Origin of the sequence: Nocardioides sp. NBC_00163 (assembly GCF_045206295.1) — a bacterium.
Classification (GTDB): domain Bacteria; phylum Actinomycetota; class Actinomycetes; order Propionibacteriales; family Nocardioidaceae; genus Nocardioides.
The window spans coordinates 171,131-197,277 of record NZ_CP108155.1; the positions used below are offsets into that span (position 1 = coordinate 171,131).

The window sequence follows — 26,147 nt, forward strand, 5'->3', positions numbered from 1 at the left end:
AGTGAAACTAGAACACGTTCTACCATATCAGGGTGGAGTGATCCCTTGGCGGGACCTCATGGTGAGACTAGGCCCTCCGCCTCAGGCTCCGCTTCGACTAGGAGGCGGCCTTCATCTCGGAGATCAGCCAGCCGCCGTCGTCCTTGACCAGCGTCAGCACCTCCCAGGTCGGGCTGACCACGGTGTTCTTCGTCTTCGGCGCGGTCGCGCTCTGGTTGACGAAGAGCAGCACCTTCGCGGACTCCTCGGTGGCCGAGATGATGGAGGCGGCACAGTCCTCGTCGACGCAGGCCTTGCCCTCCTCGGCCGCCTTCGCACCCTCCTCGGAGAGCGGCGCCACCTCGGCGTCGACCTTGATACCGAGGTCGGCCTGCTCCTTGCGCTTGTCCTCGCCGGGCAGCGTTTTCTCGTAGTCCTTCTGCATCGCCGGCGTCATCAGCTTCTTCGCCGCCGCGATGTCCTTCTCCGCGCTGGCGGCCTGATAGGACATCACCGTCTGCGCCAAGTCGACCGAGTGCTCCATGATCGCCGCTCTGGACCCGGCCGCGGTCAGCTCACCACTCGGCGCCACGTCGTCGTTCGACGCCATGTCGACGGCCAGCCACAGCAGACCGCCGGCCACCAGGACGAGTACGCCGAGAACGGCTGTCAGCACCCGACTCCCGTCACCCAGCCACCGCTCGGCGAGCCCGGCGCGCTCCTCGGAATCACTCTCACCCTCAACCTCAGCTTGAGGCTCTGCGGTGTCGGTCTCGGCGTCCTCGGGCTCCGCCGCGCCGACCTCGCTCTCCTCCGGAGCAGCGACCTGGTCACGTACGTCCTTGTCCTGCTCATCGGCCGGAGGAAGCAGGTCGGACCCGCAGTAACGGCACTTGATCGCGGCCGCCTTGATCGTCTCCGCGCAGAAGGGGCACTCCTTCTGACCGGTGGAGACCGATCCGTTCGCTCGTACGCCTGTCATCAGTTGACTCCTGCCAGGTCGGACATGCGCCATCCGTCCTTCGTCTTGGCCAGCGACACCTTGAAGCGGTACTTCGAGCACCGCGCACCCTCGTAGGGGCAGGTGTCGCTCTTCTTCAGCTCAGCGGTCTGGCTGCTGGTGACGACCGAGTCCACGGCGACCAGCACGACCGCCTTCTTCGACCCGATCGCGCGGATGCCGACCTGCTTGACCTTGCCCTTGGAGATGGTCTGGGCGGGGATCGCGGCCTGCCGGATCTGCTCGGCGATGGCGGTGTACTCCTTGCCGAAGGTTCCGGTGGAGATCTCCTTGACGGCCTGGATCCGCGGGTCCATGTCGCGGTAGTCGACATCGAGGAAGGCGATCACGCCGTCCTCGGCGACCGCCTTCACCTCGTCGTAGTCGGCGGCCGCGGCCTCGGCGGGCGTCGTCCAGGGCAGCACCCGGGCGCCGCCGATGAAGACGGCCGCGGCCAGCACGACCAGGACCACCACCACCGCCGCGAGCACGGTGTTGACCCGCCCCAGTCTGGCGACCGAGAGCTTCACATCGAGGGGATTGTTGGCCGATTCGACAGGTTCAGGCACCGGGCTCACTCCTCTCCCAGGATCATCGATCGCCAGGAATCGTCGGACAGGGCGGAGACCAGGCCTCCGTCATCGGTCGGGGTGGACATCGTGACCGTCTTTCCATCGGGAAGTTTGGTGCGCCCGGTCTTCGGGTCGTAGGTCGTGACGTACTTACCCACGCCCTCGGGCTCGGGCACCATGTTGACACCGCGCTGCATGATCGGGTTGTCGCCCTCGTAGCCGGGCTGGGCGCGCTCGTCGGTGCACTTGGCCGGATAGAGCGGCTGGTCCTCCATCACCGTGCCGGGGATCCACTGGTCGGCAGGCTTGTAGCCCTCCTGGCACGGCGGCGTGGTGTAGACGAAGCCCATCGACAGGTGACCGTAGCCGTCACCGGGCGAGCCGGTCCACCCGGTCGCCACGACGCGCGGGAAGGTCACCAGGGTCTGCTCGATCGCGGGCAGCCGGGCGGTGAGCACCTCGTTGACGGTGCTGAGGTTGGCCAGGAAGACCGGCAGGAGCGGCTGCAGACCGTCGAGCAGCGACTGCACCTGGACCGCGGTCGCCTCGCCGCCCTGCAGGATCTCGCGCAGCTCCGGGTCGCGCTTGTCCAGCGTCGCGGTGACCTCCTCGAGCCCGTCGGCGAACTCCCGGATGTCGCCACTGTGCTCCTTCTGCGTCTGGAGCACGGTCTGGCTGGTGTTGAGCAGCCGCACGGTCTCCTTCTGATGCGCGGAGGCCTGGTCGACCAGCGTGGAGCCCGAGTCGAGCAGCGTACGCAGGTTCTCGGCGTTGCCGCGGAACAGCGTGCCGAGCTCGGCGACGACGGTGCTCAGGTCCTCGCCGTTGATCGAGGTGGTGAAGCTGTTCAGCTCGGTGAGCAGCTCGTCGGTGGTGCCGGGCATCGACTCCGGCCCGGCGGTCACGACGTCGCCCTCGGCGAGGTAGGGCCCAGAGGCGGATTCGGGGATGAAGTTGATGTACTGCTCCCCCACCGCCGAGAGGTTGTGCACCTCCACCTCGGCGTCCCGCGGCACCTCGGTGCCGGGGTCGAGCTCCAGCTCGGCGCGTACGCCCTCATCGGTGACGGTCATCGAGGCGACCCGGCCGATGCCGACGCCGCGGTAGTTGACCTCGCTGCCCTCGTAGAGGCCACCAGAGGCGGGCAGGTCGACCGAGACTTCGACGTGGCGGCCCAGGACCCGGTCGACGAGCCCGAGGTAGGCAGCCGAGACGTAGAAGATCCCGACCGCGGCGAGGATGAGGAAGATGACCAGCTTGTTCCGGACGCTCCGTGTCATCAGCTGCCGCCTCCCAGCAGTCCGAGGAGGCCGGCCAGGCCCCCGGTCGTCGGCTCGGCCGTGGGCGACTCGGCGTCGGTCGGGCTCGAGAGGCCCTCGGCGATCTCCGGCACCAGGTCGTTGAGCCCCGGCGTCTTGGTCGAGGTCGAGCTCTTGGGCAGCAGGTCGGAGATGTCGGGCAGCTTCGGCGTCTTCTCCCCCGGCTTCGCCGCCGTGTCCTCCTTGCCGACCACCGAGCAGACCAGCTGCAGGTTGGTCAGGTCGCACAGCGCCTTGGCCAGCGGCTGGATCGCCTCGCAGCCCTTGGAGTAGGACAGGCAGATCTGGAAGACCTGCGGGATGATGCCGCTCGACTCGCCGTTGGTGAGGCTGCCGACCAGCTTGCCGAGGTCGAGATCCATGTGGAACAGCGCGTTGGAGTAGTCACCCATCGCCAGCCCCGACGCGTTCTCGGGGAACGGGAAGCTGGCCGCCATCATCAGGCCGCGCGGCAGCGAGTCACCGGCGTCGGCGAGCTCGCGCAGCGTCGGTGCCAGCTCGTCCAGCGCCGTGGTCAGGTTGGCGCCGCTCTGGTTGATCACCCGGGTCGCGACGACACCGAGCCGGTCGAGCGCCTTCATCATCTTCATCAGGTCGGCGTGCTGCTGGCGGAGCACCTCGAGCGCCGGCCCGAAGGAGTCGATGGCCGCCTCGATCTTCTCGGACTCCTTGTTGAGGGTGCGGGTCAGCCGGTCGACCTGCTCCATCGCCTTGATGATCGAGCCCTTCTGCTGGTTGAGCGAGGCGACCGTGGTCTCCAGGTTGCCCAGCAGCGCCCGCATGTCACCGGTGCGCCCGTCCATCATGGTGTTGAGCTCGTCGCTGATCGTCTTCAGCTGCCCGACGCCGCCGCCTGCCAGCAGGAAGGAGAGCGCGCCGAGCACCTCCTCGACCTCGGGGTTGCGGTTGGTGCGGTCCAGGCCGATGGTGGCGCCGTCGCCCAGCCTGCCGGCGCTGGCGATGGTGGACCCCTCGGGCGCCACCAGGGCGATGTACTTCTCCCCGAGCAGGCTGGTCTGGCGTACGTTGGCCAGCGCGTCGGCCGGGAGCTCGATGTTCTTGCGCAGGGTCATGGTGACCTTCGCGTGCCAGCCCTCCCGCTCGACCTTGTCGACCTGACCGACCGGCACATCGTTGGCCATCACCTTGGTGCGAGGCACCACGTCGACGACGTCGTTGAACTCCGCGGTGACGACATAGCCGTCGCCCTCGCCGACCTCCTTGCCGGGAAGCGGCAGGTCATAGGCCTGTACGCCGCACCCGCTCGCCATCGCGACGAGGCCGACCATGGCCAGGAAGACTCTCGTCCTCATCTCTTGCCTCCCGACATCAGTTCCTGGAGCGAGCCGCTGAGCTCGGTGATGCCGCCCTGGGTGACCACCTCGGGCTCCACCTCCGGCTGCTTGGACTGGGTGCCGGTGTCGAGCGGCAGCCCGGTGGCGGTGTCACGGTCGGTGGGTGCAGCGGCGTCGGTCAGCGCCTTGCCCACCGGCGCGGTCGACCCGGTCGGCAGCAGCGCCTTGAACAGTGCGCAGATCTCCTTGGCCCCCGGGATCTTGTCGTTCTCCACGACCATGCAGAGGATGTTGGACAGATCCGACCCGATCGGCCCGACCTGCAGCCGGAAGCCGACCGAGCCCGACGCCGGGTCGAAGGACTCGGCCAGGTTGCCGATCCCGAGCGGCGCCAGGTCGATGACGGTGCCGAGAGTCTCCTTCTCCTTGGCCAGGATGTTGAGCGTCTTGTTGAGCTCCTTGACGTCGCCGACCAGGGCGTCGCGGTTGTTCTCGACGAAGGACTTCGTCACCTTCACCGCCTGCGCGATCGCGGCGAGCGCCTGGTCGAGCTCGTCGCTCTCCCCTGCCAGCTGGGTGGAGACGGTCCCGAGGTCGGTCAGGAACTTCTCGGTGGTGTCGTCGTTGCGGGCCAGCGTGCGGGTGACCTCGGAGAGCTGGGAGAGGGTGCTGAAGAGCTGCTCGGAGTTGCCGCCGAGCACCTGGGCTGCCTCGGACATGTCGGCGATCGCCTGGTTGCCGATCTTGCCGTTGCCCTCCAGGGCGTCGGCGCCTTCACGCAGGACGTCGCTCAGCGCGCCGTTCTTGTTGGCCCCGTTGGGTCCCAGCGCAGTGGTGAGCTCGGAGAGGCTGGCGTAGATGCGGTCGAGCTCGACCGGGACCGCCGTACGCTCGATCGGGATCTCACCGCCGTCGGCCATGGCCGGCCCGCCGGTGTAGGCCGGGGTCAGCTGCACGAACCGGTCGGCGACCAGCGTCGGGGTGACGATCGCCGCCTTCACGTCCTTAGGGAGCTTGTAGTCGCTCTCGTACTCGATCACGACCTTCACGTGGTCGCCCTTCGGCTCCAGCGAGGCGACCTTGCCGACCTTGACGCCCATGATGACCACGTCGGAGCCCTCGTAGACGCTCACCGCCTGGGGGAAGCTGACGGTCACCATCTTGGTGTCGGGCGACGCGACCTCGGAGACGAGCAGCAGCCCGCACATCAGCACGAGCGCGATCGGCAGCGCGGCCCACTTTCGGCCCCAGAAGTTCTTTGTCATTCCACGATCCCTGGTCGTCGTCCGGGCACGAACTCGCCGCTCACGATGCCGGTCAGGTTGGCGAGGTAGGCGTCGAACCAGGGGCCGGTGCCGATGATGTTGATCAGGATCGACGCGTACGGCCCGTAGTTCTGGATGGTCTTGGTCAGGTCCTCGTCGCGGGCGTTGAGGAAATTCAGCGCCTGGTTGAGCGCGTCCAGCGCGGGCCCGATCTGCTTCTGGTTCTCCTTCACCAGGGCCTGCAGCTGCTCGGCCAGGGCGGTGGCGTTGACCAGCAGCTGGTGGATCGCCTGGCGGCGTTGGATGAGCTCGGCGAAGACCTGGTCGCCGTTCTCCATCACGCTGACGATGTCCTGCTTGCGCTGGTTGACGAGCTGGACGACCTTTTCGGCATCCTGCAGCAGCGACTCCAGCTCGTCGCCGCGGGCGGCGATCGTCTGGGAGAGCGCGGCGATGCCCTGGAAGGCGCCCTGTACCTCGGGCCCGGCCTTGTCGAGCGTGCCCGACATCGTGGTCAGCGCCTTGGCCAGCTGCTGGGTGTCGATCGCCTCGGTCGTCTCGGCGAGATCACCGAACGTGCCGACGATGTCGCTGCCGGCGCTGGTGCGGGCCAGCGGGATCTTCGAGCCGGCATCGAGCGTGCGGCCGCCCTGCGGAGTGATGTCGAGGTACTTCTCCCCCAGCAGGTTGAGCACGCCGATCGAGGCCTCGCTGCGATGGCCGATCTCGGTGCCCTCGACCGAGAACGAGACGACCACCTTGGCGCCCTCGATCTCGATGTCGCTGACCCGGCCGACCCGGATGCCCGCGATCTCCACCCGGTTGCCCACGTGCAGGCCGCTGGTGTCAGAGAACTCGGCCTGGTAGGTGGTGCCGGCGAACCACGGCAGCTTGCGCAGATTGAACGCAGCGGTGAGCGCCAGTGCGATCACGACGATCGTGATCACGCCGGTGCGCTTGAGCTGGGTGTCGCTGTGATGCGCCATCAGAGCTTGCACCTCTCGGCCCGGCTGTAAAAGGCCACGTTGTCGAGCTGCTTCTGGATCGCCTTGACGGCGGGCGAGTTGTCGAGCAGCTCACCGAGCGAGGGCAGCTTGATCGAGAAGTCGAGGTCGCAGAGGTAGTAGTTGTACCAGGAGCCGTAGCTACCGATCCGCGCCTGCGACTCGAGGGTCTCAGGGAGCCGCTCGAGCGTCTTGTCGAGCAGCTTCTGGTTGCCCGGTTTGTTGAGGATGTCCACCACCCGCTTGAGCTGCTTGATGTCCTCCTTGAGGAACGGGCGTACGTCGGTGAGCAGCCCGGCCAGCTCGTCGGTGAGGTCGCCGATCGAGGAGATCGAGTCGCCGATCGCCTCCTTGTCGCGCGCCAGGTCCTTCATCCAGCCGCTGAGCTGCTGGATGAGCTCGGCCAGCTCGGTGTGGTGCTCGTTGACGGTGTGGAGCGTCTTGGACAGGTTGGTGATCACGTCGCCGATCAGCTGGTCGCGCTCGGCCAGGGCGCTGGTCAGCTCGGCCGTCTCGGACAGCAGGCTGGCGACCGTGCCGCCCTCCCCTTGAAGCACCCGGATCAGGTTGAGCGAGAGCTTGTTCACGTCCTTGGGCTGCAACGCCTGGAAGAGCGGCTGGAAGCCGTTGAAGAGCTCGGTCAGGTCGAGCGCCGGAGTGGTGTTGGCCATCGCGAGGGCCTGTCCCTGGCGCAACGGGGTCGCGTCGGACCCGGTCTCCTGGGAGCCGGCGTCCTGGGTGAGCGCCAGGTAGCGGTCGCCGACGAGGTTCAGGTAGCGCACCTGGGCGCCGCTGGCGGTCGTCAGCGGCACCGTCCTGTCGACCCGGAAGGTGACCATCGCGTGGTCGCCACCCTCGATCTCGACGGCGAGCACCTCACCCACGGTGATGCCGGCGACGCGTACATCGTCTCCCTCGCTCAGACCCGAGGCGGTCGTGAACTCGGCCCGGTAGGGCACCCGGTCGCCGAAGCCGACGTTGCCCATGATCGAGGCCAGGGTGCCGGTGACGAGGATCGAGAGAACGGTGAAGATCACCAGCTTGGTCCCGGCGACCGTGGTCTTCAGATCGCGCTTGTTCACTGCAGACCCCCGTTCCCTGGTGCCCACGGGACGTCCTCGGTGCCGTTCTCCAGCTCGTTCGGGCCGGCCGGCACCTGTGGGTTCGGCAGGCCGTCGCACCACGGGCCGTGGCCGATCTCGCCCCATTCGGGGCGGTCGTCACGGCCGTACGCCGGCTTCTGGGTGCCGTCGAGGACCATGGTCTGGCGCACGCGGTTCTGCTGGAAGACGGTCGCCAGCAGCTCGGTGTAGTCGTCGAGGCCCTTGAGCAGGCAGGTGTACTCCGGCGAGTAGTCGGAGAGCAGCTTGAGCAGCGGCACCGCCAGCTCGGTCTCGTACCTGATCGCCTTCTCGTTCTCGGCGAGCAGGTTCTTGGAGGTGTCGGCGACTCCGGTCACGGAGGTGAGCAGGCCGCCCAGGCGGGCGCGCTGCTCGGTGACGGTGTTGGCGGTGGTCGTGGTGTTCTCGAGGACCTTGACCAGGTCGGGCGCGGCCATGGAGTACGTCTCGGCGACGTCGGCCATGTCCTCGAGATCGCGTTCGAGTGTGGGGAGGTGGACGTTCATCTCTTCGAGGTAGTCGTTGAGCTGGACCATGGTCTCGCCGAGCTTCTCCCCGTTGCCGGAGAGCGCGGTGGCGAGGGCGTGCAGGGTGCTGTTGAGGTCCTGTGGACGGATCGACTTCAGCAGCGGGAAGAGCCGGGCCAGGATCACGTCGAGCTCGACGCTGGTGCGGACCCGGTCGGCGGGGATCACGGTGCCGTCGCTCAGCGCGCCGGTCCGCTCCCCCTCGGGGTCGATGAACTCGACATACTTCTGCCCGAACAGCGTCGTCGGCTTGATCGCGACGCTGACGTTGGCGGGGATCTGCTCGGCCTGCTCCGGCTCCAGACCGAGCTCGATGACGGCCTTCTTGCCGTCCTGGTTGATCTCGCGGATCTGGCCGACGATGACTCCGTGCATGCGTACGTCGCCGTAGCGCGGCAGCTGCAGGCCGGCCCGGTCGGCCTCGACGCTGACGGTGGTGAACTGCACGAACGCCTTCTGGTAGATCGCGATGCAGAGCGTGACCAGCAGGGCGAGGGTCACCGTGAAGGCGATCCCGGAGACGAAGAGCTTGGTGTGCTCGGCGCGGGTGTCGCGCTGGATGCCCATCAACATCTGGCTGCCCACCTCATCCCGTGATCCGGACCGTGGTCGTCGAGCCCCAGATCGCGAAGCTCAGGAAGAAGTCCGCGACCACGACGGTGACGATGGACGTACGGATCGCCTTGCCGACCGCGATGCCGACCCCGGCCGGGCCGCCGGAGGCGGTGTAGCCGTAGTAGCAGTGGATCAGGATGATCGCGACCGCGAGGATGATCAGCTTCAGGAAGCTGTAGAGGATGTCGATCGGTGGCAGGAACGCCAGGAAGTAGTGGTCGTACGTCCCGCCCGACTGCCCGTACATCAGCGTCGTGATCAGCCGCGGGCTGAGGTAGGAGGCGCACAGGGCGACGATGTAGAGCGGGATGACGGCCAGGAACCCGGCGATCATCCGGGTGGTGACCAGGTAGGGAAGGCTCGGCACGCCCATCGCCTCGAGCGCGTCGATCTCCTCCGAGATCCGCATCGCTCCCAGCCTCGCCGTGTAGCCGCAGCCGACGGTCGCGGCCAGCGCGATCGAGGAGATCAGCGGAGCCACCTCGCGGGTGTTGAAGAACGCCGAGATGAAAGCGGAGAACTTCGCGACACCGATCTGGCTCAGGCTGGCGTAGCCCTGGATGCCGACCTCGGAGCCCGCGAAGAAGGCCATGAACGCGATCACGCCGACGGTGCCGGCGATCATCGTCAGGCCACCGGCGCCGAAGGCGACCTCGGCCAGGATGTTGAGTACCTCCCGCTTGTAGCGGCGGATGGTGCGGGGCGCCCAGGCCAGGGCCTTGACGTAGAAGAGCAGCTGGTCGCCATAGCCCTCGACGGCATGGCGCTGCTCCTTGACGATCTGGTTGCCCACCTGGGCAATCGTGTTGGTCACCGGGGGATCACAACCCGTCCTGAGGAACGATCTGGAAGTAGACAGCGGTCATGATGGAGTTGAGGACGAACAGCATCATGAACGCGATGATCACGGCCTCGTTGACCGCTCGGCCGACGCCGCTGGGACCACCCTGGGCATTGAGGCCGTTGTAGGCGCCGATGATCGCCGCCAGGAACCCGAACAGGGCCGACTTGACCATCGAGATGTAGAGGTCGGGAAGGCTGGCCAGCGCGGTGAAGCTCGACAGGAACGCACCGGCCGAGCCGCCCTGGACGATCACGGTGAAGAAGTAGCCGCCACCGATGCCGGTCGCGATCACGATCCCGTTGATCATCACCGAGACGAACAGGCACGCGAGGACCCGCGGGATCACCAGCCGGATCACCGGGTCGATGCCCAGCACCTCCATCGCGTCGATCTCCTCACGGATCTTGCGCGATCCCATGTCGGAGCAGATCGCCGACCCGGCGGCCCCGGCGATGATCAGCGCGGCCGCCATCGGCGCCGCCTCCCTGACCACCGCGAGCACCGCCGTCGCCCCCGCGAACGACTGTGCTCCGAGCTGGCCGGCGAGGTTGCCGACCTGTAGCGAGATGACCGCCCCGAACGGGATCGAGACCAGCACCGCGGGCAGCAACGTGACGCTCGTGATGAACCAGGCCTGCTCGAGGAACTCCCGCATCTGGAACTTGGTCGTGAACGTCCCCTTGACGACCTCTCCGGTCATCAGGCCCATCCCGCCGACACCTCGGACCAGCGATGCGAACTGCACTGCCATCCTTCACCTTTCGCGTGGTCTTGTGACTCGGCTCACGTTTCAAGCCTGTAGTAGAACATGTTTCAGTTCTGAGGGCAACGACCCGCCGCGACATGCCCGGGAACAGGGTGGGAGGTATTCCTGCACAACGACTTACCCGTCGGTAGGTGACGCGGATCACAGGATCCGCCACCCCTGCGCCACGGTCGGAGAAGGCCTGCTCTCGCATGCTGGGCCTGAACGTGCGATCGCACGCGTCGGAGCCCTCGACGGGGCCAGAAGTCCGCACCGGTGTGTCTCGCCGCGCTGAGCCAGTTAGATTGGGGACTGTGATGAGACTGTCGCCGGGGGGCGTCATGAGGTTCCTACGCCGCCTGCTCCTCGCCGTCTTCGGCGTGCCGGTGGCGCTGGCTGTCGTGATGAGCCTCGTCGACGGCTACCGCACCCGAGGAAAGCGCGGCCTCAGGGGCAAGCCGTTCCCGGTGACGCCACCGCTGACCAACAGCGTCGGCGACGGCACGGTCACCACCTACACGTTCGGCAACGACCTCTACGAGGACATGATCGCCGCCATCGACGGCGCGAAGAAGCAGATCTTCCTCGAGACGTACATCTGGAAGGGCGACGAGGTCGGCCAGCGGTTCAAGCAGGCGCTGGCCTCGGCGACCGAACGAGGCGTCGACGTCTACTGCATCTACGACGAGCTCGCCAACCTCGTGGTGCCCTCCCGGTTCAAGCGCTTCCCCGAGGGGATGCACGTCCTGCGCTATCCCACCTACGCGGCGGGGTGGCGCTTTTTCGACCTCTCCCGCTACGGACGCGACCACCGCAAGATCCTGGTCGTCGACGACACGGTCGGGTTCGTCGGCGGCTACAACATCGGGACCGCGTACGCCACCGAGTGGCGCGACACGCACGTGCGCATCACCGGCCCCGGCGTCTGGGACCTGCGCCGCGCGTTCGCCGACTTCTGGAACCTCAACCGGCGGCGGCCGCACCCGCTGACCCACAGCAACGACACCGAGGGGCCGCTGCTCATCGAGACCGCACCGTCGTGGGAACCCGATCTCCGGTTCCACCGCAACGTGCCCCGGTTGTGGATGTTCCCGATCCGGTCGATGTACCTCGAGGCGATCAACCGCGCCTCCCGCAACATCTACCTGACCACCGCCTACTTCGTCCCCGACGAGGACTTCGTGGACGCGCTCAAGGCCGCGGCGCAGCGCGGGGTCGACGTACGCATCCTGCTGCCGCTGAAGTCGAACCACATCGTCGTCGACTGGATCTCGCGCGGCTACTTCTCCCAGCTGCTCGGCTCAGGAGTGCGGATCCTGCGGTTCAAGGACGCGATGATCCACGCCAAGACCGCCACCGTCGACGGCTTCTGGTCGACGGTCGGCACCGCCAACATCGACCGGCTCTCGCTGACCGGCAACTACGAGATCAACCTGGAGATCTTCGACCGCGACGTCGCCAAGCAGATGGAGGAGATCTTCGCCCGCGACGAGTCCAACGCGATCGAGCTGACCGCCGACGAGTGGGCCTCCCGCGAGATCCACCGCAAGTTCACCGAGCTGGTCCTCACTCCCCTGCGACCGCTGCTCTGAAGGCTTGCCGAGTCGGCACTCAAGAAGGCAGGTGTGTCCGCGGCGACATCTTGGGGCCCCGACGAGGCCGCTTCCCGGCACCGCGGTAGATGAGGGCGACCACACGAGCACGATGCGGGCGGAACCGCTCCAGATAGTCGCGTAGCCGGTCGTCGTCCCAGGCCTCGTTGGTCAGCGCCCAGCCGACGTCCTTGGCCAGATGGTAGTCACCGAAGCTGACCGCGTCGGGGTCGCCGAGCGCCCGCTGCCGCACCTCGGCGACGGTCCACTCCCCGATGCCCGGGATGGTGGTGAGCCGCCGCTCGACCTCCTCACCCGGGAGACCGGCGGTCCGCTCGACCGCCGTCGCGACCCGGGCGGCCTGGAGGACAGCCTTGGACCGGGCCGGATCGACCGGCAGGCGCAACCAGTCCCAGCTGGGGATGGCCCGGAGCTTCTCGGGTGTCGGCTGCAGGCGCAGCCCGTGATCGGCTCCCGGGCCGGGGGCGACCTCACCGAAGCGCCTGACCAGGTTTCCGAAGCCGCGGAACGCCTCGTTGTTGGTCACCTTCTGCTCGATGATCGAGGGCACCAGCGCCTCCATCACGAGTCCCGTACGTCCGAAGCGTGGCACCTCGAAGCGCTCCAGCAGGCCCGCGAGCAGCGGGTCGTCGGTGTGGAACTCCTCGGGGCGGTCGTTCGCACCCAGCAGTCCGGGGACGTGCTCCAGCGCCCACTCCGCACCCTCGCCCCAGGCCTCGGACTCCACCTCGGCCTCGCGCTGGCGCAGCCTGAGCGTGGCGGGGCCCTGTGGCGTACGGATGGCTCGCCAGTGGTCCTCGCCGAGGATCTTGTACGTCGGGTCGCCCAGCCCACGCCGAAGCGGCCGCAGCATCGAGGCGAGGCCGACGGCGTAGCCGGGACGGACCGTCCGCTGCGCGCTCATATCCCGAGGTTAGCCCGCGGGAAGACCCGGCTGGTGGTCAGATGGGTCGCCCGGCCGGCGGGGTCGCGGCCGGTGAAGCCGAAGACACGGTGTACGCCGTGGAGGGCGTCGGCGGTGACGACCTGGTCGGTGGCGTACGGAAGGACCTCGTAGCTCTGCGGTTCGTCGCCGATGGCGACGCCCTCGGGGCCGGGGATCTCCTCGACCCACAGCCGGCCGTCAGGGTTCTGGCGCAGCGTCCAGTCGACGATTCGGGCGCGGTAGGTGCCGAGGAGCCGGCCGGCGTCGAAGCCGGAGGGCGGCTGCGGCGGCGGCACCGGGTCTGGCGCGATCCGGACGCCCGCGAGGTCGTCGAGAAGGTGGCCGACGACGTCGTGGTAGAGCCCGTAGGTGTCGCCGCCGTTGGTGAGCAGCGCGACCGCCAGCCCGTGCTCGGGCACCATCCGGAAGAAGGCCGACTGCCCGATCGTCTGGCCGTCGTGGCCGACGAGCCCCTGGCTGATGTCGTCGAGGGACCAGCCCAGACCGCGCGCGTCGGATCGAGTTGATGCGGGATGGTCGACCTGTCGGGTGAGCACCTCGGCGCAGGAGGCCGCCGAGAGAACGCGGGTGCCGTCAGGTGCCGTCCCGCCGTCGAGATGCATGGCGGCGAAGCCGAGCAGATCGCGTACGCGCATCGACAGCATCGCGCCGACCGGTCCGCTGGCCCGGGCCATCCCCCAGGCCGGTCCCGGTCGCAGGACATGGTCGGGAGTGGGGTCGATGTGGCCCATCGCCGCACGGAACCTGATCGCGTCGTAGGCCGTGGTGGCGATGTGGGTGAGACCCAACGGGGCGGCGAGACGCTCCTGGAGCGCCCGGTCCCAGGTGGTGCCGCGCAGCACCTCCACCAGGCGTCCGAGCACAGCGAAGCCCGCGTTGGAGTAGGAGAACCGCTCCCCCGGGGCGAAGATCTGCGGCAGGTCGCCCATGGACGCGACGAACCGCTCGACCGCGTCATCGCCCGGCCCGTGGTCGGTGAAGATGTCGCCCTCGAAGCCGGCCGTGTGGGAGAGCAGCTGGCGGATCGTGATCGTCGCGGTCGCTTCCTCGTCGGCGACCGCGAATCCAGGCAGGTGGCGCCTGATCTCGTCGTCGAGGCCGACCCGGCCCTCGTCGACCAGCTGCATCACCAGGTCGGTGGTCCACAGCTTGGTGATCGAGCCGACCTGGAACAGCGAGTCGGTGGTCGCCTCCACACCGGTCTCGAGGTTGAGGATGCCGCAGGCGTGGTCGATGACCTGGCCGTCCCGGAGCACCCCGACAGCCGCCGCCGGCACGTGGCGACGCGCCAGCAGGGCGGGCAGCTCGGACTCGATCCAGGAGCGGGCGGTAGCGAGCGACATGGGGCGAGGATAGGCGGGGCGGCTCAGCGCTCGGTGTCGGCGAGTGCGGTCAGTGCGCGCTCGAACGCCGCCCGGTCGGCCGGATCGAGGTCGGCCAGCAGCTCGGTCTCCATAGCCCCGATGGCGTCGCGGCAGCTGCGGAGGACCCGAGAGCCGGCCGGGGTCAGGGACACGATCCGGTTGCGGCGGTCGGCCGGGTCGGGCTCGCGCGCGACCATGCCCTGGGCCTCGAGGCGGTCCAGGTTGCCGATCAGGCGAGTCTTGTCGCGGCCGGTCGTGGCGGCGAGCTGCGCCTGGGTGGGCGCGTCCGAGTCGGCCAGCGCGCTCAGCACCGCGTAGTCCCACATCTCCAGACCCGCGGCGTCGAGGATCGGCTTCTCGCGGGCCATCACCTCGCGCATGAGACGGGACAGCAGGAAGCCGAGCTCGGGTCGATCCACCGCAGAATCCTAACCGCTCGACATATCATCTACAATTGCTTACGATCTACGCATGCTTACTTTTGCGGAGATGCTCACTGCCTATGACCGCGCCCTCGACGACATCACGGTGCTGGCTTCCGGGGCCGGCGACCTGACGGTTCCCACCCCGTGCGCGGGTTGGGACCTCGCGGACCTGTTCGGCCACATGGTCGGACAGAACCTCGGCTTCGCCGCTGCGGTCACCGACGGCGACGCGCCGGTGGGTGCGTACGAGTCCGTGCCGGTCGCCGGCGACGACGTCGCTCGGACGTGGCAGGACTCGGCCACCCGGGTTCGGAACGCGTTCGGCGCCGCCGACCCGGAGGCGACCGTGCACCTCGCCGAGTTCGGCTTCCGCCCGACCGTCGCGGTCGCACTGGGCATGCAGCTCCTCGACGCCGCCGTGCACGCCTGGGACGTCGCGACGGCGCTCGGGAAGACCTACCGGCCGGCAGATGTCACCGTCACCTTCGTCCTCGACATGGCCCGGCAGATCGCCTCAAGACCGGGTGGGACACCGGTGTTCGCCGCGCCGCTCGCCGAGCAGGGCGAAGACCCATGGAACGACGCGCTGCGCCTCCTCGGGCGCGATCCGGACCACCAGGCGGCCGCTTAGGATTCCTGGGAAAGTGTCGGAGGCGTGATGTTCACTGGGAGCATGCTGCTCGCCGACATCGTCTCCACCTCGAACGCCGTCGCCGCGACCCGGTCGCGGAAGGCGAAGGTCGCCGCGCTGGCGGAGTGCCTCGGCGCGGCCACGCGCAACGAGCTGCCGGTGGTGACCGCCTACCTCGCCGGCACACTGCTGCAGCGACGTACGGGACTGGGGTGGCGCTCGCTCACCACGCTCCCCTCGCCCGCGGCGGAGGCGACGCTCACGGTGAGCGACGTGCACGAGGCGTTCGAGCGGATGTCGCTGCTGGCGGGCTCGGGCTCGCAGGTCGCCCGGGCAGCCGAGGCCGAGACGCTCTTCGGCGCGGCGACGACCGCGGAGCAGGTGTGGCTGCGGGGCGTGATCACCGGAGAGGTACGTCAGGGGGCTCTCGACTCGCTCGTGCAGGAAGCGCTCGCGGTGGCGGCCGGGGTGCCCTTGCCCGCCGTACGCCGCGCCGCGATGCTGGCCGGCTCGACCGTGGTGGTCGCTGGGCTCGCCTTCGACGGTGAGGAGGCGCTCGCCGAGGTCGGCCTGGTCGTGGGGCGGCCCGCGCTGCCGATGCTCGCCTCGTCGGCGGGCTCGGTCGAGGAGGCCATGGCCAAGCTCGGCGAGGCGGTCGTGGTCGACACGAAGCTCGACGGCATCAGGATCCAGGCCCACAAGTCGGGCTCGGAGGTACGCATCGCGACCCGCACCCTGGAGGACATCACCGCGCGGCTGCCCGAGGTTGCCGAGATCGTCGCCTCCTTCCCGGCCGACACGCTCGTGCTGGACGGCGAGGCGATGACGCTGGGCCCCGATGGGCGCCCGCGGCCGTTCCAGGAGACCGCCTCGCGCACCGCGACCCGGTCGGCGGCCGACACGGTCGTCGCGCCGTACTTCTTCGACATCCTCCACGTCGACGGCCGCGACCTCATCGACCTGGCCCTCGACCAGCGCCTCACCGAGCTCGACCGGGTCGTCCCCGAGCGGCATCGGGCGCCGCGGCTGGTCACGGTGGACACCGAGGAGGCGGAGCGGTTCGCCACCGACGTGCTCGCCGCCGGCCACGAGGGCGTCGTCGTCAAGGGGGTCGGCCTGCCCTGGGAGGCGGGGCGGCGCGGCTCGGGCTGGATCAAGGTCAAGCCCGTCCACACCCTCGACCTGGTCGTCATCGGCATCGAGTGGGGCTCGGGACGCCGCAAGGGCTGGCTCTCCAACATCCACCTCGGCGCCCGGGGCGCCGACGGCGAGTTCGTGATGATCGGCAAGACGTTCAAGGGCATGACCGACCAGATGCTGGCGTGGCAGACCGAGCGTTTCACCGAGCTCGCCGTCGGGGGCACCGACGACTGGCAGGTGAAGGTCCGCCCCGAGCAGGTGGTCGAGATCGCCTTCGACGGGGTGCAGCGCTCGACGCGCTATCCGGGCGGCGTCGCGCTGCGGTTCGCCCGGGTCGTGCGGTATCGCGAGGACAAGTCGCCGGCAGAGGCCGACACGATTGATACCGTCAGAATGTATCTTCAGTGACCTAATCGGGATACCGGGTGCAGGTGGCCCCGATCGATCCTTTAACCTCACTGCGCGTGCCCCCACACGCCTATGCCCGCCTGGTTGCGATCCTCGCGGCGCTGACGCTGATCCTGGGGCCCGCCGCCGTCAACCCGGCCTCAGCCGCCACCGGCGCCTCCACCGAGCTCTCGGTCGCCGCGCCGACCGCCAGCGTCTCCCGGCCGATCCTGGGTGAGTCGTTCAGGCTGAGCGGCTCGCTCGGGCCCGGCGTGAGCCGGGTGGTCCGGCTGCAGCGCTACCACGACGGCGACTGGGAACCCGTGCAGAAGCAGTTCGCCGCACAATCCGGTCACTACTCCTTCGTCGTGAGCCAGTCCTCATGGAGGATGCGATGGCGGGTCCTCGCCCCCGGCGTCGAGCGTGAGGGGCGGAACTGGGCCGAGCGGGTCTCGGCGCCGCGTACGCTCTTCGGGCAGCAGCAGGCCGTCACGACCAGCATGGCGAGGTCGGTGCGCGCCGGGAGCGCGGTCCGACTCGCCCTCTTCGCCGCTCCGGCCCGCCCCGGACGGGTCCTCACCCTCCAGCGCGCCAGCGGCAACGGATGGACGAACGTCGCCCACCTCACCACCGGCCCGACCGGCCATGCGACGTACGTCTTCAGGACCCGGGAGGTGGCGAAGACGCGGTTCCGGACGGTCGCCCGGGCGCATCACGGGGCGCCGGCGTTCGTGGGGTCCTCGGCGGCCGTCTACGCCCTCGGAAGCCGGCCGGTCGGGGTGATGGCCTGGCGCGGCGACTCGCTCAACCATCCGGAGAACACCCTGGACGCGTTCCGCAGCGCCGTGCGGCAGCGGGCCGACTACATCGAGATGGACTTCCAGCCGACGGCCGACGGCGAGTGGGTGCTGCTGCACGACGGCGACTTCAGGCGTACGACCGATGTCGAGGCCCGCTTCCCCGAGCGCCGGAGGGCGAGCCCGCGGGAGTTCACCCTCGCCGAGGTGCAGTCGCTCGACGCGGGCTCGTGGATGGGGCCGCAGTTCCGGGGTGTCCGGGTGCCGACCATCGAGGAGACCTTCGACGCCATCGAGTCGGCCGAGCGGCTCCACGCCCACCGGGTCCGGCTCGTGGTCGAACTCAAGGGCGAGAGTGCCGCCGAGATGCGCGCGCTCTACCGCAAGGTCGTCTCGCTGCGTCCGGACTGGGTCTCCAGGAAGAGCCACGGCGACAAGGCGATCTTCATGAGCTTCGAGGCGAGCCACTTCGACTTCCCCGGCTTCGAGCGGACCGGGATGGAGACGGTCGCCGTCAAGGACGAGCCCGACCCCGCAGACCTCCACGATGGCGAGTTCACCCAGGTGCACCTCCACACCCGGCTGCTCGACGCCGCCCTCGTGGACCGCTACCGCAACCAGGGAGCCGAGGTCGGCACCTGGCCGGCGGTCGGCACCGCTTCTGTGCTCCGCGCCGCGGTCGCGGGGGTCGACTACGTCACCACCGATGACGTCGCCGGTGCTCGTCGCGCACTGCTCCACTAGGCGGATGTGAGGACTGACACTCACAGTGCAACTCCGAGTTGCACACCGCGTACAGTGTGCTTGGTGAGCACCCGATCAACCAGTCCCCACTCCGCCTCGGGCTCCGCTTCGGCCCGCGGCACCGAGTCCGACGGACGCCGCTCGGCCGCCGCCGCCCGACGCCGTGCCCGCGAGGCAGACATCGTCGCCGCCACCCGCAAGCTCTTCGACGAGCGCGGAGTGAGCGACGCCCAGATCGAGGACATCGCCAAGGCGGTCGGCATCAACCGCGCGATCGTCTACCGGCACTTCACCGGCAAGGACGAGATCTTCGCGCTCACCCTGGTCGGCTACCTCGACGAGCTCCGCGAGCGGATGCTCTCCGCGACCGAGGGCGACAGCGCCCCCACCGACGTGGTCCGCGACGTCGTCGGCACCTTCGTCGACTACGGGATCGAGCATCCCGCCTTCGTCGACTGCGCCCAGACGCTGATGCGCCGCAGCGGCTCCGATCTGCTCGACGAGCTCTCCGAGAGCGCCCTGTTCCGCCTGGGCCGGGCGATGAACGGCTGTCTCACCATCCTCACCACGGTCTTCGAGGACGGCGCCGCCTCCGGCGAGCTCCACGTCAAGGACGCCAATCTGCTCGCCAACACCCTCTACGCCTCCGGCCTCGGCGCCCTCCAGCTCGCCCGCGTCGGCATCCTGGTATCCGAGTCCGCCCCCGGCGTACCCACCGTCGGCTCCGTCTCCCCCGACCAGGTCCGCGACTTCCTCGTCACCTCCGCCCTGGCCCTCACCGCCAAATAACGCCGAGCCGTCACGTACGTCGCCCGAGACGTCACGCACGACGGTCGAGACGTCAGTTGTGGGCGCCGAGATTGCAGTTGTGGGCGACGAAACTCGAACTTCGTCGCCCACAACGACATTCTCGGCCGCCACTTCTACCGATTCGGCGGGCTAGCAACGGCCGAGGCGTCACGTACGTCGGCCGAGCTGGCAGTCGGGTGTCAACTCGGCCGACGGGAGTGACGTATCGGCCGACCGGGGTGACGCCTCGGCTGGCTCTGGTCGCCTCAGCGTGAGGGTTACTTCTCCAGGATGGCGACTACGCCCTGACCACCTGCGGCGCAGACGGAGATCAGTCCGCGGCCGGAGCCCTTCTCATCGAGGAGCTTGGCGAGGTTGTTGATGATCCGGCCGCCGGTGGCGGCGAAGGGGTGGCCGGCGGCGAGGCTGGAGCCCTTGACGTTGAGCTTCTCGCGCGGGACGGTGCCGAGCGGGGCGTCGAGGCCGAGCTTGTCCTTGCAGAAGTCCGGGGACTCCCAGGCGGCGAGGGTGGAGAGGACCTGCGATGCGAACGCCTCGTGGATCTCGAAGAAGTCGAAGTCGTCGAAGGTAAGGCCGTTGCGGGCGAGCAGGCGCGGGACGGCGTAGGCGGGAGCCATCAGCAGGCCTTCGCCGCCGGCGACATAGTCGACAGCGGCGACCTCGGCGTCGACGAAGTAGGCCAGTACCGGCAGCTTCTTGGAAGCGGCCCACTCCTCGCTCGCGAAGAGCACGGCAGAGGCGCCGTCGGTCAGCGGCGTCGAGTTGCCGGCCGTCATGGTCGGGTTCTCGCCCTTGACCCCGAAGACGGGCTTGAGCGTCGCGAGCTTCTCCACGGTCGAGCCCGGGCGCAGGTTGTTGTCCTTCTCCAGACCGCGGAACGGGGTGATCTGGTCCTCGAACCAGCCGGCCTCGTACGCAGCGGCGAGCTTCTGGTGGGAGGCGGCGGCCAGCTCGTCCTGGGCCTCGCGGGTGATGCCCCACTCCTGTGCGGTCAGCGCGGCGTGCTCACCCATCGAGAGCTTGGTGCGCGGCTCGACGTTGGCCGGGATGTTGGGGATGACGTCGGCGGGGCGGAGCTTGGCGAAGGCCTTGACCCGGTCGATGTTGGTCTTGGCGCGGTTGGCCTCGAGCAGGACCTTGCGGAGCTTCTCGCCCAGCGCGATCGGCGCGTCGGAGGTGGTGTCGGTGCCGCCCGCGATACCGGAGTCGAGCTGCCCGAGCGCGATCTTGTTGGCGATGTAGGTCGCGGCCTGGAGGCCGGTGCCGCAGGCCTGCTGCAGGTCGACGGCGGCCGTCTCGGGGGCCAGCCTGGAGCCGAGCACCGACTCGCGGGTCAGGTTGAAGTCGCGCGAGTGCTTGAGCACCGCGCCGGAGGCGACTTCACCGATGCGCTCACCCTCGAGGTCGAAGCGAGCGGCGAGGCCGTCGAGCACGGCGGTGAACATCTCCTGGTTGGATGCGGTCGCGTACGCACCGTTGGAGCGGGCGAAAGGAATACGGTTGCCGCCCACGATGGCGACACGACGAGTGGTGGTCATGAGTTCATCCTTCTCTGATGAAGCGCTTTGGAGAAGGGTATGTCAGGGAGATCACGAAAAGTGGACACCGAGTTACACCTGTAGTTACAACTGGCCGGTAACATACCAACGTACGCCTCAGAGACCACGTCCAGAAGGATCAGAGAGACCATGAGCGACAAGTACCAGAGCTTCACCCAGTCGGCGATCGGCAAGGTCCTCGTCAAGAACCTCGGGCTGCCGAGCCCCGCCAAGCTCGAGCGGTACGCAGCCGGTGCCCCGCTCGTGAAGGGCACCGTCCTCGTCGGCGGGCGTGGTCGTCTGGCGGAGTCGCTGGGCGGGCTCCTCGGCGAGCTGGACATCACCTCGACCGACACGGCGACGGCCGGCACCCGGTTCAAGGGTCTCGTCTTCGACGCGACCGGTCTCACCTCGACCGCCGACCTGGTCGCGCTGCAGGAGTTCTTCACCCCGGTGCTGCGCAGCCTGGAGAACAACCCGCGCGTGGTCGTGATCGGCACCCCGCCCGAGCAGCTCGAGGGCGCGGAGCGGGTCGCCCAGCGCGCCATGGAGGGCTTCACCCGCAGCCTCGGCAAGGAGATCGGCAAGGGCGGCACCGTCCAGCTCGTCTACGTCGCCGAGGGCTTCGAGGGCTCGCTGCTCTCCACGCTGGCCTTCCTGCTCTCCCCGAAGAGCGCCTACGTCTCCGGCCAGGTCGTGCGGATCGGCACCAAGAACGCCTCTCCCGCAGCCGAGCAGGTGGACCCGAAGAAGCCGCTGACCGGCAAGGTCGCGCTCGTCACCGGCGCCGCCCGCGGCATCGGCGAGGAGATCGCCAAGGTCCTGCAGCGCGACGGCGCGACCGTCGTCGGTCTCGACATCCCGCCGGCCGAGGACGACCTGAAGAAGGTCACCCCCGACTACATCACCGCCGACATCACCTCCGCGGACGCACCGGCCACGATCGCGGCCTACCTCCAGGAGAAGTTCGGCGGCGTCGACATCGTCGTGCACAACGCCGGCGTCACCCTCGACAAGAAGCTGGCCAACCAGAAGCCCGACCGCTTCGGCAAGGTGCTCGAGATCAACATCACCGCGCCGGAGCGGATCACCGCCGAGCTGCTCGAGCAGAAGCTGGTCCGGCCCAACGGCCGCATCATCGGCGTCTCCTCGATCGCCGGCATCGCCGGCAACCTCGGCCAGACCTCCTATGGCGCCTCGAAGGCCGCCGTCATCGGCTTCGTCGACTCGCTGGCCGAGGAGCTTCCCGACGGGATCACGATCAACGCGGTCGCGCCGGGCTTCATCATCACCCAGATGACGGCGGCGGTTCCGTTCGCGACGCGTGAGGTCGGCCAGCGACTCAACGCGATGGCCCAGGGCGGCCTGCCGGTCGACGTCGCCGAGACCATCGCCTGGTACGCCTCGCCCGCCTCCACCGGCGTCAACGGCAACGTCGTGCGGGTCTGCGGCCAGATGATGCTGGGGGCCTGATGAGCACGCCCAAGACCGAGCCCAGCTTCACCGGCAGGTCCGGTCCCGCCCTGCTCGTCCGGGCGGCGCTGCCGGCCATCCCGGGCATCAACGCGCTCCCGGGGATCAAGAAGACCGGCGTCGCCTACGAGGAGCTCAGCCTCACCCGCGAGCCGGTCGCTCTCGAGCGGACGGCGGTCGACGCGTACGCCGAGCTGTGCGGCTTCCCGATCAAGGACACCGTGCCGCTCCCCTACCCGCACATGCTGGCCTTCCCGCTGCACATGGCGCTGATGTCCTCGCCCGACTTCCCCTCGCCCGCGATGGGGATGGTCCACATCGAGAACTCGATCAGCGGCTACCGCCCGATCTCGGTCGGCGAGGCGGTCGCGGTCACCGCGACCGTGGGGCAGCCCGAGCCACACCCGGTCGGCAAGGCGTACCGGTTCCTGACCGTCGCCACAGTCGAGGGCGAGGTCGTGTGGGAGTCCACCTCGACGTACCTGGTCCGGGGGAAGCGCAACGCCGATGTGACCTGGCTGGGTCCGACTCCGGGCCGAGATCTGATCGAGGTCGACCCGTCCGGTCCCGTGTTCCCGCTCAAGGCCGACCTAGGCAGGCGTTACGCCAAGGTCGCCGGCGACTACAACCCGATCCACCTCTACCCGCTGACCGCGAAGGCGCTGGGCTTCAGGCGCCAGATCGCGCACGGGATGTGGACCAAGGCGCGCTGCATCGCGGCGCTGGAGAACCGGCTCCCGGGCGCGGTGCGGGTGGATGTCGCGTTCAAGAAGCCGGTCTTCCTGCCGTCCTCGGTGGCGTTCGGGTCGCTCAAGCACCTGGACGGCTACGACTTCTCGCTCCACAAGCGCGGGTCGGACACGCTCCATCTGGTGGGGCGTACGACCGCGCTCTGAGCCCGGGCTCGCGGTTCAGCGGCGAAGAGCGGTGACCCAGTAGGGCGTGTCGGGCTCCGGGGTGGTGGTGAACCGGGCGTTGGGCAGGTAGAGCCGGTCGCGGTAGGCGGCGACGGTCGTCGGCACGTCGAAGTCGTCGCTCGTCAGGGTGTCGACCTGGACACCGCTGAAGCCAGACCTGTCCAGATGGATGACGGCGATCTGGTTGATGCGGTTGCGGACGACGTACAACGTCCTGCCGAGCAGCAGCATGCCGTCGCCGTTGGTGAGGCTGGCCCCACCGAGGTCGACGACACTGGTCGCGCCGGTGCGCGGGTCGACACGGTGGAGGAGGCCCGTGGTCGAGTTGACCACCAGCAGGCCGCGGCCGTCTGGAGTAGCGGTGATGCCGTTGGCATTGAAGCCCTCCACCTGCTCCCAGTCCCCGGTGAGCGGGAGGGTGCGGACCGGGCCTCCGCCGAGCGGCACGGCGTAGAGCTGGGCCTGCTGGGAGTCGGTGAACCACGCGGAGTGGCGGGTGAGGACGACGTCGTTGACGAAGCTGGTCGCGGTAGTGAGCTGGTGGTCGGCGAGGAGACGGCCGGTGCGGGTGTCGATCACCCGGGCGGTTCCGCTGGGGCCGCCGGAGGCGAAGAGTCGGCCGTGGCGGTCGACCTTGATGCCGACGGTGGCGGTGCCGGGGCCTTGGGAGACCACCTTGCCGCGGCCGGTGCGCAGGTCGACGCGGTAGATGTCGCCGTCCACGCGCGACCCGAACCAGGCCGTCGGCCCGCCTCCGATCGCGATGCCCTCGGGCTGGAAGCCGCGCGGGAGGTCGAATCTCTTGGGGAAGACCGTGTGCGCGTCGGCCGTGGCTGGGACGAGGGCCGCGACCAATGCCGCGGCGAGCAGGGCGATACGGATCCGGAACATCGTTGCTCCTGACGGGGTCGGCGCCGCCGAGCCGGCGTGGAGGACGGCTGCTACCGCCTACCGTACGCGGCAGGCCCGATAACCCGTGGCGACTCAGGGTGAGCAGGTGGGACCGTGAGTCTCATGACCCCGATGACTCTTCCCACCGGCTATGCCGAGCGGCCGTTGGAGCTGGCCGATGCTGCCGCCGTCACCAGGGTGATGGCCGCCAACGAGCTGGCCACCGTCGGCGAGGTCGTCATCGAGCTGGCAGACATCGTTTCGGAGTGGCAGCGACCTTCCTTCGACGTCTCCGCCCGGACGGTCGGCGTGGTCGATGCCGACGGCGACCTGGTCGGCTACGCGGAGTGCTCCGGTGGCTCCCGGGCCGATGCCGCGGTGCATCCAGACCACTGGGGCCGTGGTCTCGGCACCGCCCTGGCCGGCTGGCTCGCCGCAAAGGCGGGTGAGCTCGGGGAGCCGGTCATCGGCATGCCGGTACCCCAGGGCTCGCCCGGCGACCGGCTGCTGGAGTCCCTGGGCTGGTTCCCGCGCTGGGAGTCCTGGGTCCTGGCGCTGCCGCAGAACGCGGCGATCCCGGTGCGGGAGCTGCCGGAGGCGTACGCCATCCGGGCTGCCACGCCGCAGGACCACGAGCAGGTGTGGACCGTGATCGAGGACGCCTTCCTGGAGTGGTCCGAGCGCGAACGCGAGCCCTACGCAGACTGGGTCGCCACGACCATCGAACGGCCCGGCGCCGAGCCGTGGAACGTCCGCGTGGTGACCGGCCCGGACGGTGCCGTGGTCGCCGCCGCGGTGCTGGTGATGACCGAGGACGGCGGGGAGGGGTACGTCAGCAGGCTGGCCACCCGCAAGGACCAGCGCAACCGCGGCCTGGCCCAGGCGCTCCTCGCCGACGCGTTCGGCGCCGCCCGCGCCCACGGAGCGACACGCGCGACCCTTTCGACGGACTCCCGCACCGGCGCCCTCGACCTCTATCTCCACGTCGGCATGGAGGTCGAGTCCACCTGGGTCCACCGGGCGACCCGGCCCTGATCCCACTTCGGCGCCCCGGCCTCGGCTACCATCTTGCGTCCAGGAGGTGGACAGACATGTCCGACGTACTGATCCGAGGACTCTCGGATGACGAGCTCGCGCGCATCGACACCGAGGCGACGCGGCTCGGGCTCACCCGCAACGAGTATCTCCGCCGATGGTTCACGCCCGACGCTCTGCGTCCGCTGCCACCGGCGCGACCCGTGGCCGGCGGCGACTTCGCGAAGTTCGCCCCGCTCGCCGACCGGGGTCTGATGCGTGACGCATGGTCGTGAGGCGACCCTGGCTGATGCACCGGTCGGCACTCGCCCGGATGTCCACCAGCCCCGACGCTGAGAAGTGGTCCCGCCTGATCGAGCTGGGACAAGTACGCATCACCACCACCACACTGCTCGAGATCGGCCATCTGGCCCGATCCGAGCGGGAGTGGTCCGATCTCGTCGAGGACGTGCCGGTGATCCACATGCCGCTCGCGACCCTCACTCCGCGTACGGAGGCACGGGCGCTGGAGATCCAGCGCATCGTGCTGCGCGACGGCCGCCACCGGGCGCCGTCGGTGCCTGACCTGCTGGTGGCCGCGGTCGCCGAGGAGGCCGATCTCACCGTCCTCCACGCCGACAACGACGTCGATCTCATCACCCGCACGACCGGTCAGCCGGTCGAGCGGCTGCGCGCCTGAGGTTCAGAAGAGCTCGCGGACCTTCTCGATCGGCCGGGCGAGCACGCCGCGGTCGCCCTTGAGCACGATCGGGCGCTGCAGCAGGGCGGGGTGCTCGACCATCAGCGCGACCAGCTCGTCTTCGGAGAGCTCTCGGTTGGCCAGATCGAGCTCCTTGTAGACCGGCTCCCGCTTCCGCAGCACCTCACGAGCGCTCAGGCCGGTCTTGGCGAGGATGTCCTCGACCTCCTCGGTCCGCAGGCCGAGCACGTGGTAGTCGACCTTCTCGAAGTCGACGCCCTCCTCCTTCAGGAGAACGAACAGGTTCCGACACGTCGTGCAGGTCGGCTTCTCGTACACGGTGATCTGCTCCACGGCGCCACCTTAGCCCGCGGTTCGGGTGCGCTATCGCGGCAGGCGACCAGGGTGTGCGATAGTGCGCCGACCTATTTCTGGACGCGCTGATGAGGCAGACGAGCCGAGTCGACGAAA

The 26,147-nt window shown here is 68.9% G+C and carries 26 protein-coding genes; 10 read left to right on the top strand and 16 right to left on the bottom strand.

Going from position 1 to position 26,147, the window contains the following annotated elements; genetic code table 11:
• Positions 1-97: 97 nt before the first annotated feature.
• From OG801_RS00860 to OG801_RS00905, 10 genes are read right to left on the bottom strand one after another with little or no spacing between them, the layout of a single operon-like run.
• On the bottom strand, positions 98-961 hold the full coding sequence (locus OG801_RS00860) for a hypothetical protein (protein ID WP_406032954.1): 864 nt from the start codon (positions 959-961) through the stop codon (positions 98-100).
• The gene (locus OG801_RS00865; RefSeq protein WP_355019469.1) at positions 961-1,548 is read right to left on the bottom strand and encodes a hypothetical protein; all 588 of its coding nucleotides are present in this window, start codon (positions 1,546-1,548) and stop codon (positions 961-963) included. The genes OG801_RS00860 and OG801_RS00865 overlap by 1 nt, the downstream gene beginning before the upstream one ends.
• Positions 1,549-1,553: 5 nt before the next feature.
• A complete protein-coding gene (locus OG801_RS00870) occupies positions 1,554-2,831 on the bottom strand; it encodes an MlaD family protein (RefSeq protein ID WP_355019470.1) in 1,278 nt (425 codons plus the stop codon).
• The gene (locus tag OG801_RS00875) at positions 2,831-4,183 is read right to left on the bottom strand and encodes an MCE family protein (RefSeq protein ID WP_355019471.1); all 1,353 of its coding nucleotides are present in this window, start codon (positions 4,181-4,183) and stop codon (positions 2,831-2,833) included. The genes OG801_RS00870 and OG801_RS00875 overlap by 1 nt, the downstream gene beginning before the upstream one ends.
• On the bottom strand, positions 4,180-5,430 hold the full coding sequence (locus OG801_RS00880; protein WP_406032957.1) for an MCE family protein: 1,251 nt from the start codon (positions 5,428-5,430) through the stop codon (positions 4,180-4,182). Before OG801_RS00880 ends, OG801_RS00875 begins: the two co-directional genes overlap by 4 nt.
• Complete coding sequence (locus OG801_RS00885; protein ID WP_406032959.1) at positions 5,427-6,416, bottom strand: MCE family protein; 990 nt, start codon at positions 6,414-6,416, stop codon at positions 5,427-5,429. Before OG801_RS00885 ends, OG801_RS00880 begins: the two co-directional genes overlap by 4 nt.
• Positions 6,416-7,516 (bottom strand): MCE family protein, encoded by a 1,101-nt coding sequence (locus OG801_RS00890; protein WP_406032961.1) that lies wholly within the window; start codon positions 7,514-7,516, stop codon positions 6,416-6,418. Before OG801_RS00890 ends, OG801_RS00885 begins: the two co-directional genes overlap by 1 nt.
• A complete protein-coding gene (locus OG801_RS00895) occupies positions 7,513-8,655 on the bottom strand; it encodes an MCE family protein (protein WP_355019475.1) in 1,143 nt (380 codons plus the stop codon). Before OG801_RS00895 ends, OG801_RS00890 begins: the two co-directional genes overlap by 4 nt.
• Positions 8,656-8,668: 13 nt before the next feature.
• Positions 8,669-9,511: an ABC transporter permease gene (locus tag OG801_RS00900; RefSeq protein ID WP_355019476.1), complete on the bottom strand. Its 843-nt coding sequence runs from the start codon at positions 9,509-9,511 to the stop codon at positions 8,669-8,671.
• A gap of 7 nt (positions 9,512-9,518) precedes the next feature.
• The gene (locus OG801_RS00905; RefSeq protein WP_305367616.1) at positions 9,519-10,250 is read right to left on the bottom strand and encodes an ABC transporter permease; all 732 of its coding nucleotides are present in this window, start codon (positions 10,248-10,250) and stop codon (positions 9,519-9,521) included.
• Positions 10,251-10,627: 377 nt separating this feature from the next.
• On the opposite strand from OG801_RS00905, the gene OG801_RS00910 reads away from it, so the two are divergent.
• Positions 10,628-11,878, top strand: a complete 1,251-nt coding sequence (locus tag OG801_RS00910; RefSeq protein ID WP_406032963.1) for a phospholipase D-like domain-containing protein — start codon at positions 10,628-10,630, stop codon at positions 11,876-11,878.
• 19 nt (positions 11,879-11,897) lie between these two features.
• On the opposite strand, the gene OG801_RS00915 is transcribed toward OG801_RS00910, so the two are convergent.
• The 3 genes from OG801_RS00915 to OG801_RS00925 are packed head-to-tail and all read right to left on the bottom strand — an operon-like array spanning position 11,898 to position 14,628.
• A complete protein-coding gene (locus OG801_RS00915; protein ID WP_406032965.1) occupies positions 11,898-12,803 on the bottom strand; it encodes a DNA-3-methyladenine glycosylase family protein in 906 nt (301 codons plus the stop codon).
• The gene (locus OG801_RS00920) at positions 12,800-14,188 is read right to left on the bottom strand and encodes a serine hydrolase domain-containing protein (protein ID WP_406032967.1); all 1,389 of its coding nucleotides are present in this window, start codon (positions 14,186-14,188) and stop codon (positions 12,800-12,802) included. Before OG801_RS00920 ends, OG801_RS00915 begins: the two co-directional genes overlap by 4 nt.
• Positions 14,189-14,211: 23 nt before the next feature.
• Positions 14,212-14,628 (bottom strand): MarR family winged helix-turn-helix transcriptional regulator, encoded by a 417-nt coding sequence (locus OG801_RS00925; RefSeq protein WP_406032969.1) that lies wholly within the window; start codon positions 14,626-14,628, stop codon positions 14,212-14,214.
• 52 nt (positions 14,629-14,680) lie between these two features.
• Here OG801_RS00925 and OG801_RS00930 point away from each other — a divergent pair, with 52 nt between their 5' ends.
• The 4 genes from OG801_RS00930 (at position 14,681) to OG801_RS00945 (ending at position 19,122) form a co-directional block, all read left to right on the top strand.
• Positions 14,681-15,265: a TIGR03086 family metal-binding protein gene (locus OG801_RS00930; protein ID WP_406032971.1), complete on the top strand. Its 585-nt coding sequence runs from the start codon at positions 14,681-14,683 to the stop codon at positions 15,263-15,265.
• A gap of 27 nt (positions 15,266-15,292) precedes the next feature.
• The gene (locus tag OG801_RS00935; protein WP_406032973.1) at positions 15,293-16,813 is read left to right on the top strand and encodes an ATP-dependent DNA ligase; all 1,521 of its coding nucleotides are present in this window, start codon (positions 15,293-15,295) and stop codon (positions 16,811-16,813) included.
• A gap of 56 nt (positions 16,814-16,869) precedes the next feature.
• Positions 16,870-18,333, top strand: a complete 1,464-nt coding sequence (locus OG801_RS00940; RefSeq protein ID WP_406032975.1) for a glycerophosphodiester phosphodiesterase — start codon at positions 16,870-16,872, stop codon at positions 18,331-18,333.
• A 63-nt stretch (positions 18,334-18,396) separates the two neighbouring features.
• Positions 18,397-19,122 carry a TetR/AcrR family transcriptional regulator gene (locus OG801_RS00945; RefSeq protein ID WP_355019483.1) on the top strand — a complete coding sequence of 242 codons (726 nt, stop codon included), beginning with the start codon at positions 18,397-18,399 and terminating at the stop codon, positions 19,120-19,122.
• A 278-nt stretch (positions 19,123-19,400) separates the two neighbouring features.
• On the opposite strand, the gene OG801_RS00950 is transcribed toward OG801_RS00945, so the two are convergent.
• On the bottom strand, positions 19,401-20,681 hold the full coding sequence (locus OG801_RS00950) for an acetyl-CoA C-acetyltransferase (RefSeq protein ID WP_406032977.1): 1,281 nt from the start codon (positions 20,679-20,681) through the stop codon (positions 19,401-19,403).
• 150 nt (positions 20,682-20,831) lie between these two features.
• On the opposite strand from OG801_RS00950, the gene OG801_RS00955 reads away from it, so the two are divergent.
• Together OG801_RS00955 and OG801_RS00960 are read left to right on the top strand one after the other, a co-directional pair.
• Positions 20,832-22,154, top strand: coding sequence for a 3-oxoacyl-ACP reductase (locus OG801_RS00955; RefSeq protein WP_406032979.1), 1,323 nt, complete (start codon positions 20,832-20,834; stop codon positions 22,152-22,154).
• On the top strand, positions 22,154-23,050 hold the full coding sequence (locus tag OG801_RS00960; RefSeq protein ID WP_406032980.1) for a MaoC family dehydratase: 897 nt from the start codon (positions 22,154-22,156) through the stop codon (positions 23,048-23,050). The genes OG801_RS00955 and OG801_RS00960 overlap by 1 nt, the downstream gene beginning before the upstream one ends.
• Positions 23,051-23,065: 15 nt before the next feature.
• Here the strand turns inward: OG801_RS00960 and OG801_RS00965 are convergent, their stop codons facing one another.
• Positions 23,066-23,962 (bottom strand): superoxide dismutase, encoded by an 897-nt coding sequence (locus tag OG801_RS00965; RefSeq protein ID WP_406032982.1) that lies wholly within the window; start codon positions 23,960-23,962, stop codon positions 23,066-23,068.
• A 123-nt stretch (positions 23,963-24,085) separates the two neighbouring features.
• On the opposite strand from OG801_RS00965, the gene OG801_RS00970 reads away from it, so the two are divergent.
• From OG801_RS00970 to OG801_RS00980, 3 genes are read left to right on the top strand one after another with little or no spacing between them, the layout of a single operon-like run.
• A complete protein-coding gene (locus OG801_RS00970; RefSeq protein WP_355019550.1) occupies positions 24,086-24,997 on the top strand; it encodes a GNAT family N-acetyltransferase in 912 nt (303 codons plus the stop codon).
• Positions 24,998-25,053: 56 nt separating this feature from the next.
• On the top strand, positions 25,054-25,272 hold the full coding sequence (locus OG801_RS00975; protein WP_091041496.1) for a hypothetical protein: 219 nt from the start codon (positions 25,054-25,056) through the stop codon (positions 25,270-25,272).
• 14 nt (positions 25,273-25,286) lie between these two features.
• Positions 25,287-25,676, top strand: coding sequence for a PIN domain-containing protein (locus OG801_RS00980; protein ID WP_400463373.1), 390 nt, complete (start codon positions 25,287-25,289; stop codon positions 25,674-25,676).
• Between the two features lie 3 nt (positions 25,677-25,679).
• Here the strand turns inward: OG801_RS00980 and OG801_RS00985 are convergent, their stop codons facing one another.
• Positions 25,680-26,030 carry an arsenate reductase family protein gene (locus OG801_RS00985; protein ID WP_406032984.1) on the bottom strand — a complete coding sequence of 117 codons (351 nt, stop codon included), beginning with the start codon at positions 26,028-26,030 and terminating at the stop codon, positions 25,680-25,682.
• Between the last annotated feature and the right edge of the window lie 117 nt (positions 26,031-26,147).

Excerpts from the sequence above, each read along its gene's own strand:
- OG801_RS00870 (WP_355019470.1), bottom strand. The coding sequence starts at position 2,831 with ATGACACGGAGCGTCCGGAACAAGCTGGTCATCTTCCTCATCCTCGCC.
- OG801_RS00885 (WP_406032959.1), bottom strand. The coding sequence starts at position 6,416 with ATGGCGCATCACAGCGACACCCAGCTCAAGCGCACCGGCGTGATCACG.
- OG801_RS00930 (WP_406032971.1), top strand. The coding sequence starts at position 14,681 with ATGCTTACTTTTGCGGAGATGCTCACTGCCTATGACCGCGCCCTCGAC.
- OG801_RS00970 (WP_355019550.1), top strand. The coding sequence starts at position 24,086 with ATGACCCCGATGACTCTTCCCACCGGCTATGCCGAGCGGCCGTTGGAG.
- OG801_RS00920 (WP_406032967.1), bottom strand. The coding sequence starts at position 14,188 with ATGTCGCTCGCTACCGCCCGCTCCTGGATCGAGTCCGAGCTGCCCGCC.
- OG801_RS00880 (WP_406032957.1), bottom strand. The coding sequence starts at position 5,430 with ATGACAAAGAACTTCTGGGGCCGAAAGTGGGCCGCGCTGCCGATCGCG.
- OG801_RS00950 (WP_406032977.1), bottom strand. The coding sequence starts at position 20,681 with ATGACCACCACTCGTCGTGTCGCCATCGTGGGCGGCAACCGTATTCCT.
- OG801_RS00935 (WP_406032973.1), top strand. The coding sequence starts at position 15,293 with ATGTTCACTGGGAGCATGCTGCTCGCCGACATCGTCTCCACCTCGAAC.
- OG801_RS00860 (WP_406032954.1), bottom strand. The coding sequence starts at position 961 with ATGACAGGCGTACGAGCGAACGGATCGGTCTCCACCGGTCAGAAGGAG.
- OG801_RS00915 (WP_406032965.1), bottom strand. The coding sequence starts at position 12,803 with ATGAGCGCGCAGCGGACGGTCCGTCCCGGCTACGCCGTCGGCCTCGCC.
- OG801_RS00875 (WP_355019471.1), bottom strand. The coding sequence starts at position 4,183 with ATGAGGACGAGAGTCTTCCTGGCCATGGTCGGCCTCGTCGCGATGGCG.
- OG801_RS00905 (WP_305367616.1), bottom strand. The coding sequence starts at position 10,250 with ATGGGCCTGATGACCGGAGAGGTCGTCAAGGGGACGTTCACGACCAAG.
- OG801_RS00910 (WP_406032963.1), top strand. The coding sequence starts at position 10,628 with ATGAGGTTCCTACGCCGCCTGCTCCTCGCCGTCTTCGGCGTGCCGGTG.
- OG801_RS00895 (WP_355019475.1), bottom strand. The coding sequence starts at position 8,655 with ATGTTGATGGGCATCCAGCGCGACACCCGCGCCGAGCACACCAAGCTC.
- OG801_RS00955 (WP_406032979.1), top strand. The coding sequence starts at position 20,832 with ATGAGCGACAAGTACCAGAGCTTCACCCAGTCGGCGATCGGCAAGGTC.
- OG801_RS00965 (WP_406032982.1), bottom strand. The coding sequence starts at position 23,962 with ATGTTCCGGATCCGTATCGCCCTGCTCGCCGCGGCATTGGTCGCGGCC.
- OG801_RS00960 (WP_406032980.1), top strand. The coding sequence starts at position 22,154 with ATGAGCACGCCCAAGACCGAGCCCAGCTTCACCGGCAGGTCCGGTCCC.
- OG801_RS00980 (WP_400463373.1), top strand. The coding sequence starts at position 25,287 with ATGCACCGGTCGGCACTCGCCCGGATGTCCACCAGCCCCGACGCTGAG.
- OG801_RS00975 (WP_091041496.1), top strand. The coding sequence starts at position 25,054 with ATGTCCGACGTACTGATCCGAGGACTCTCGGATGACGAGCTCGCGCGC.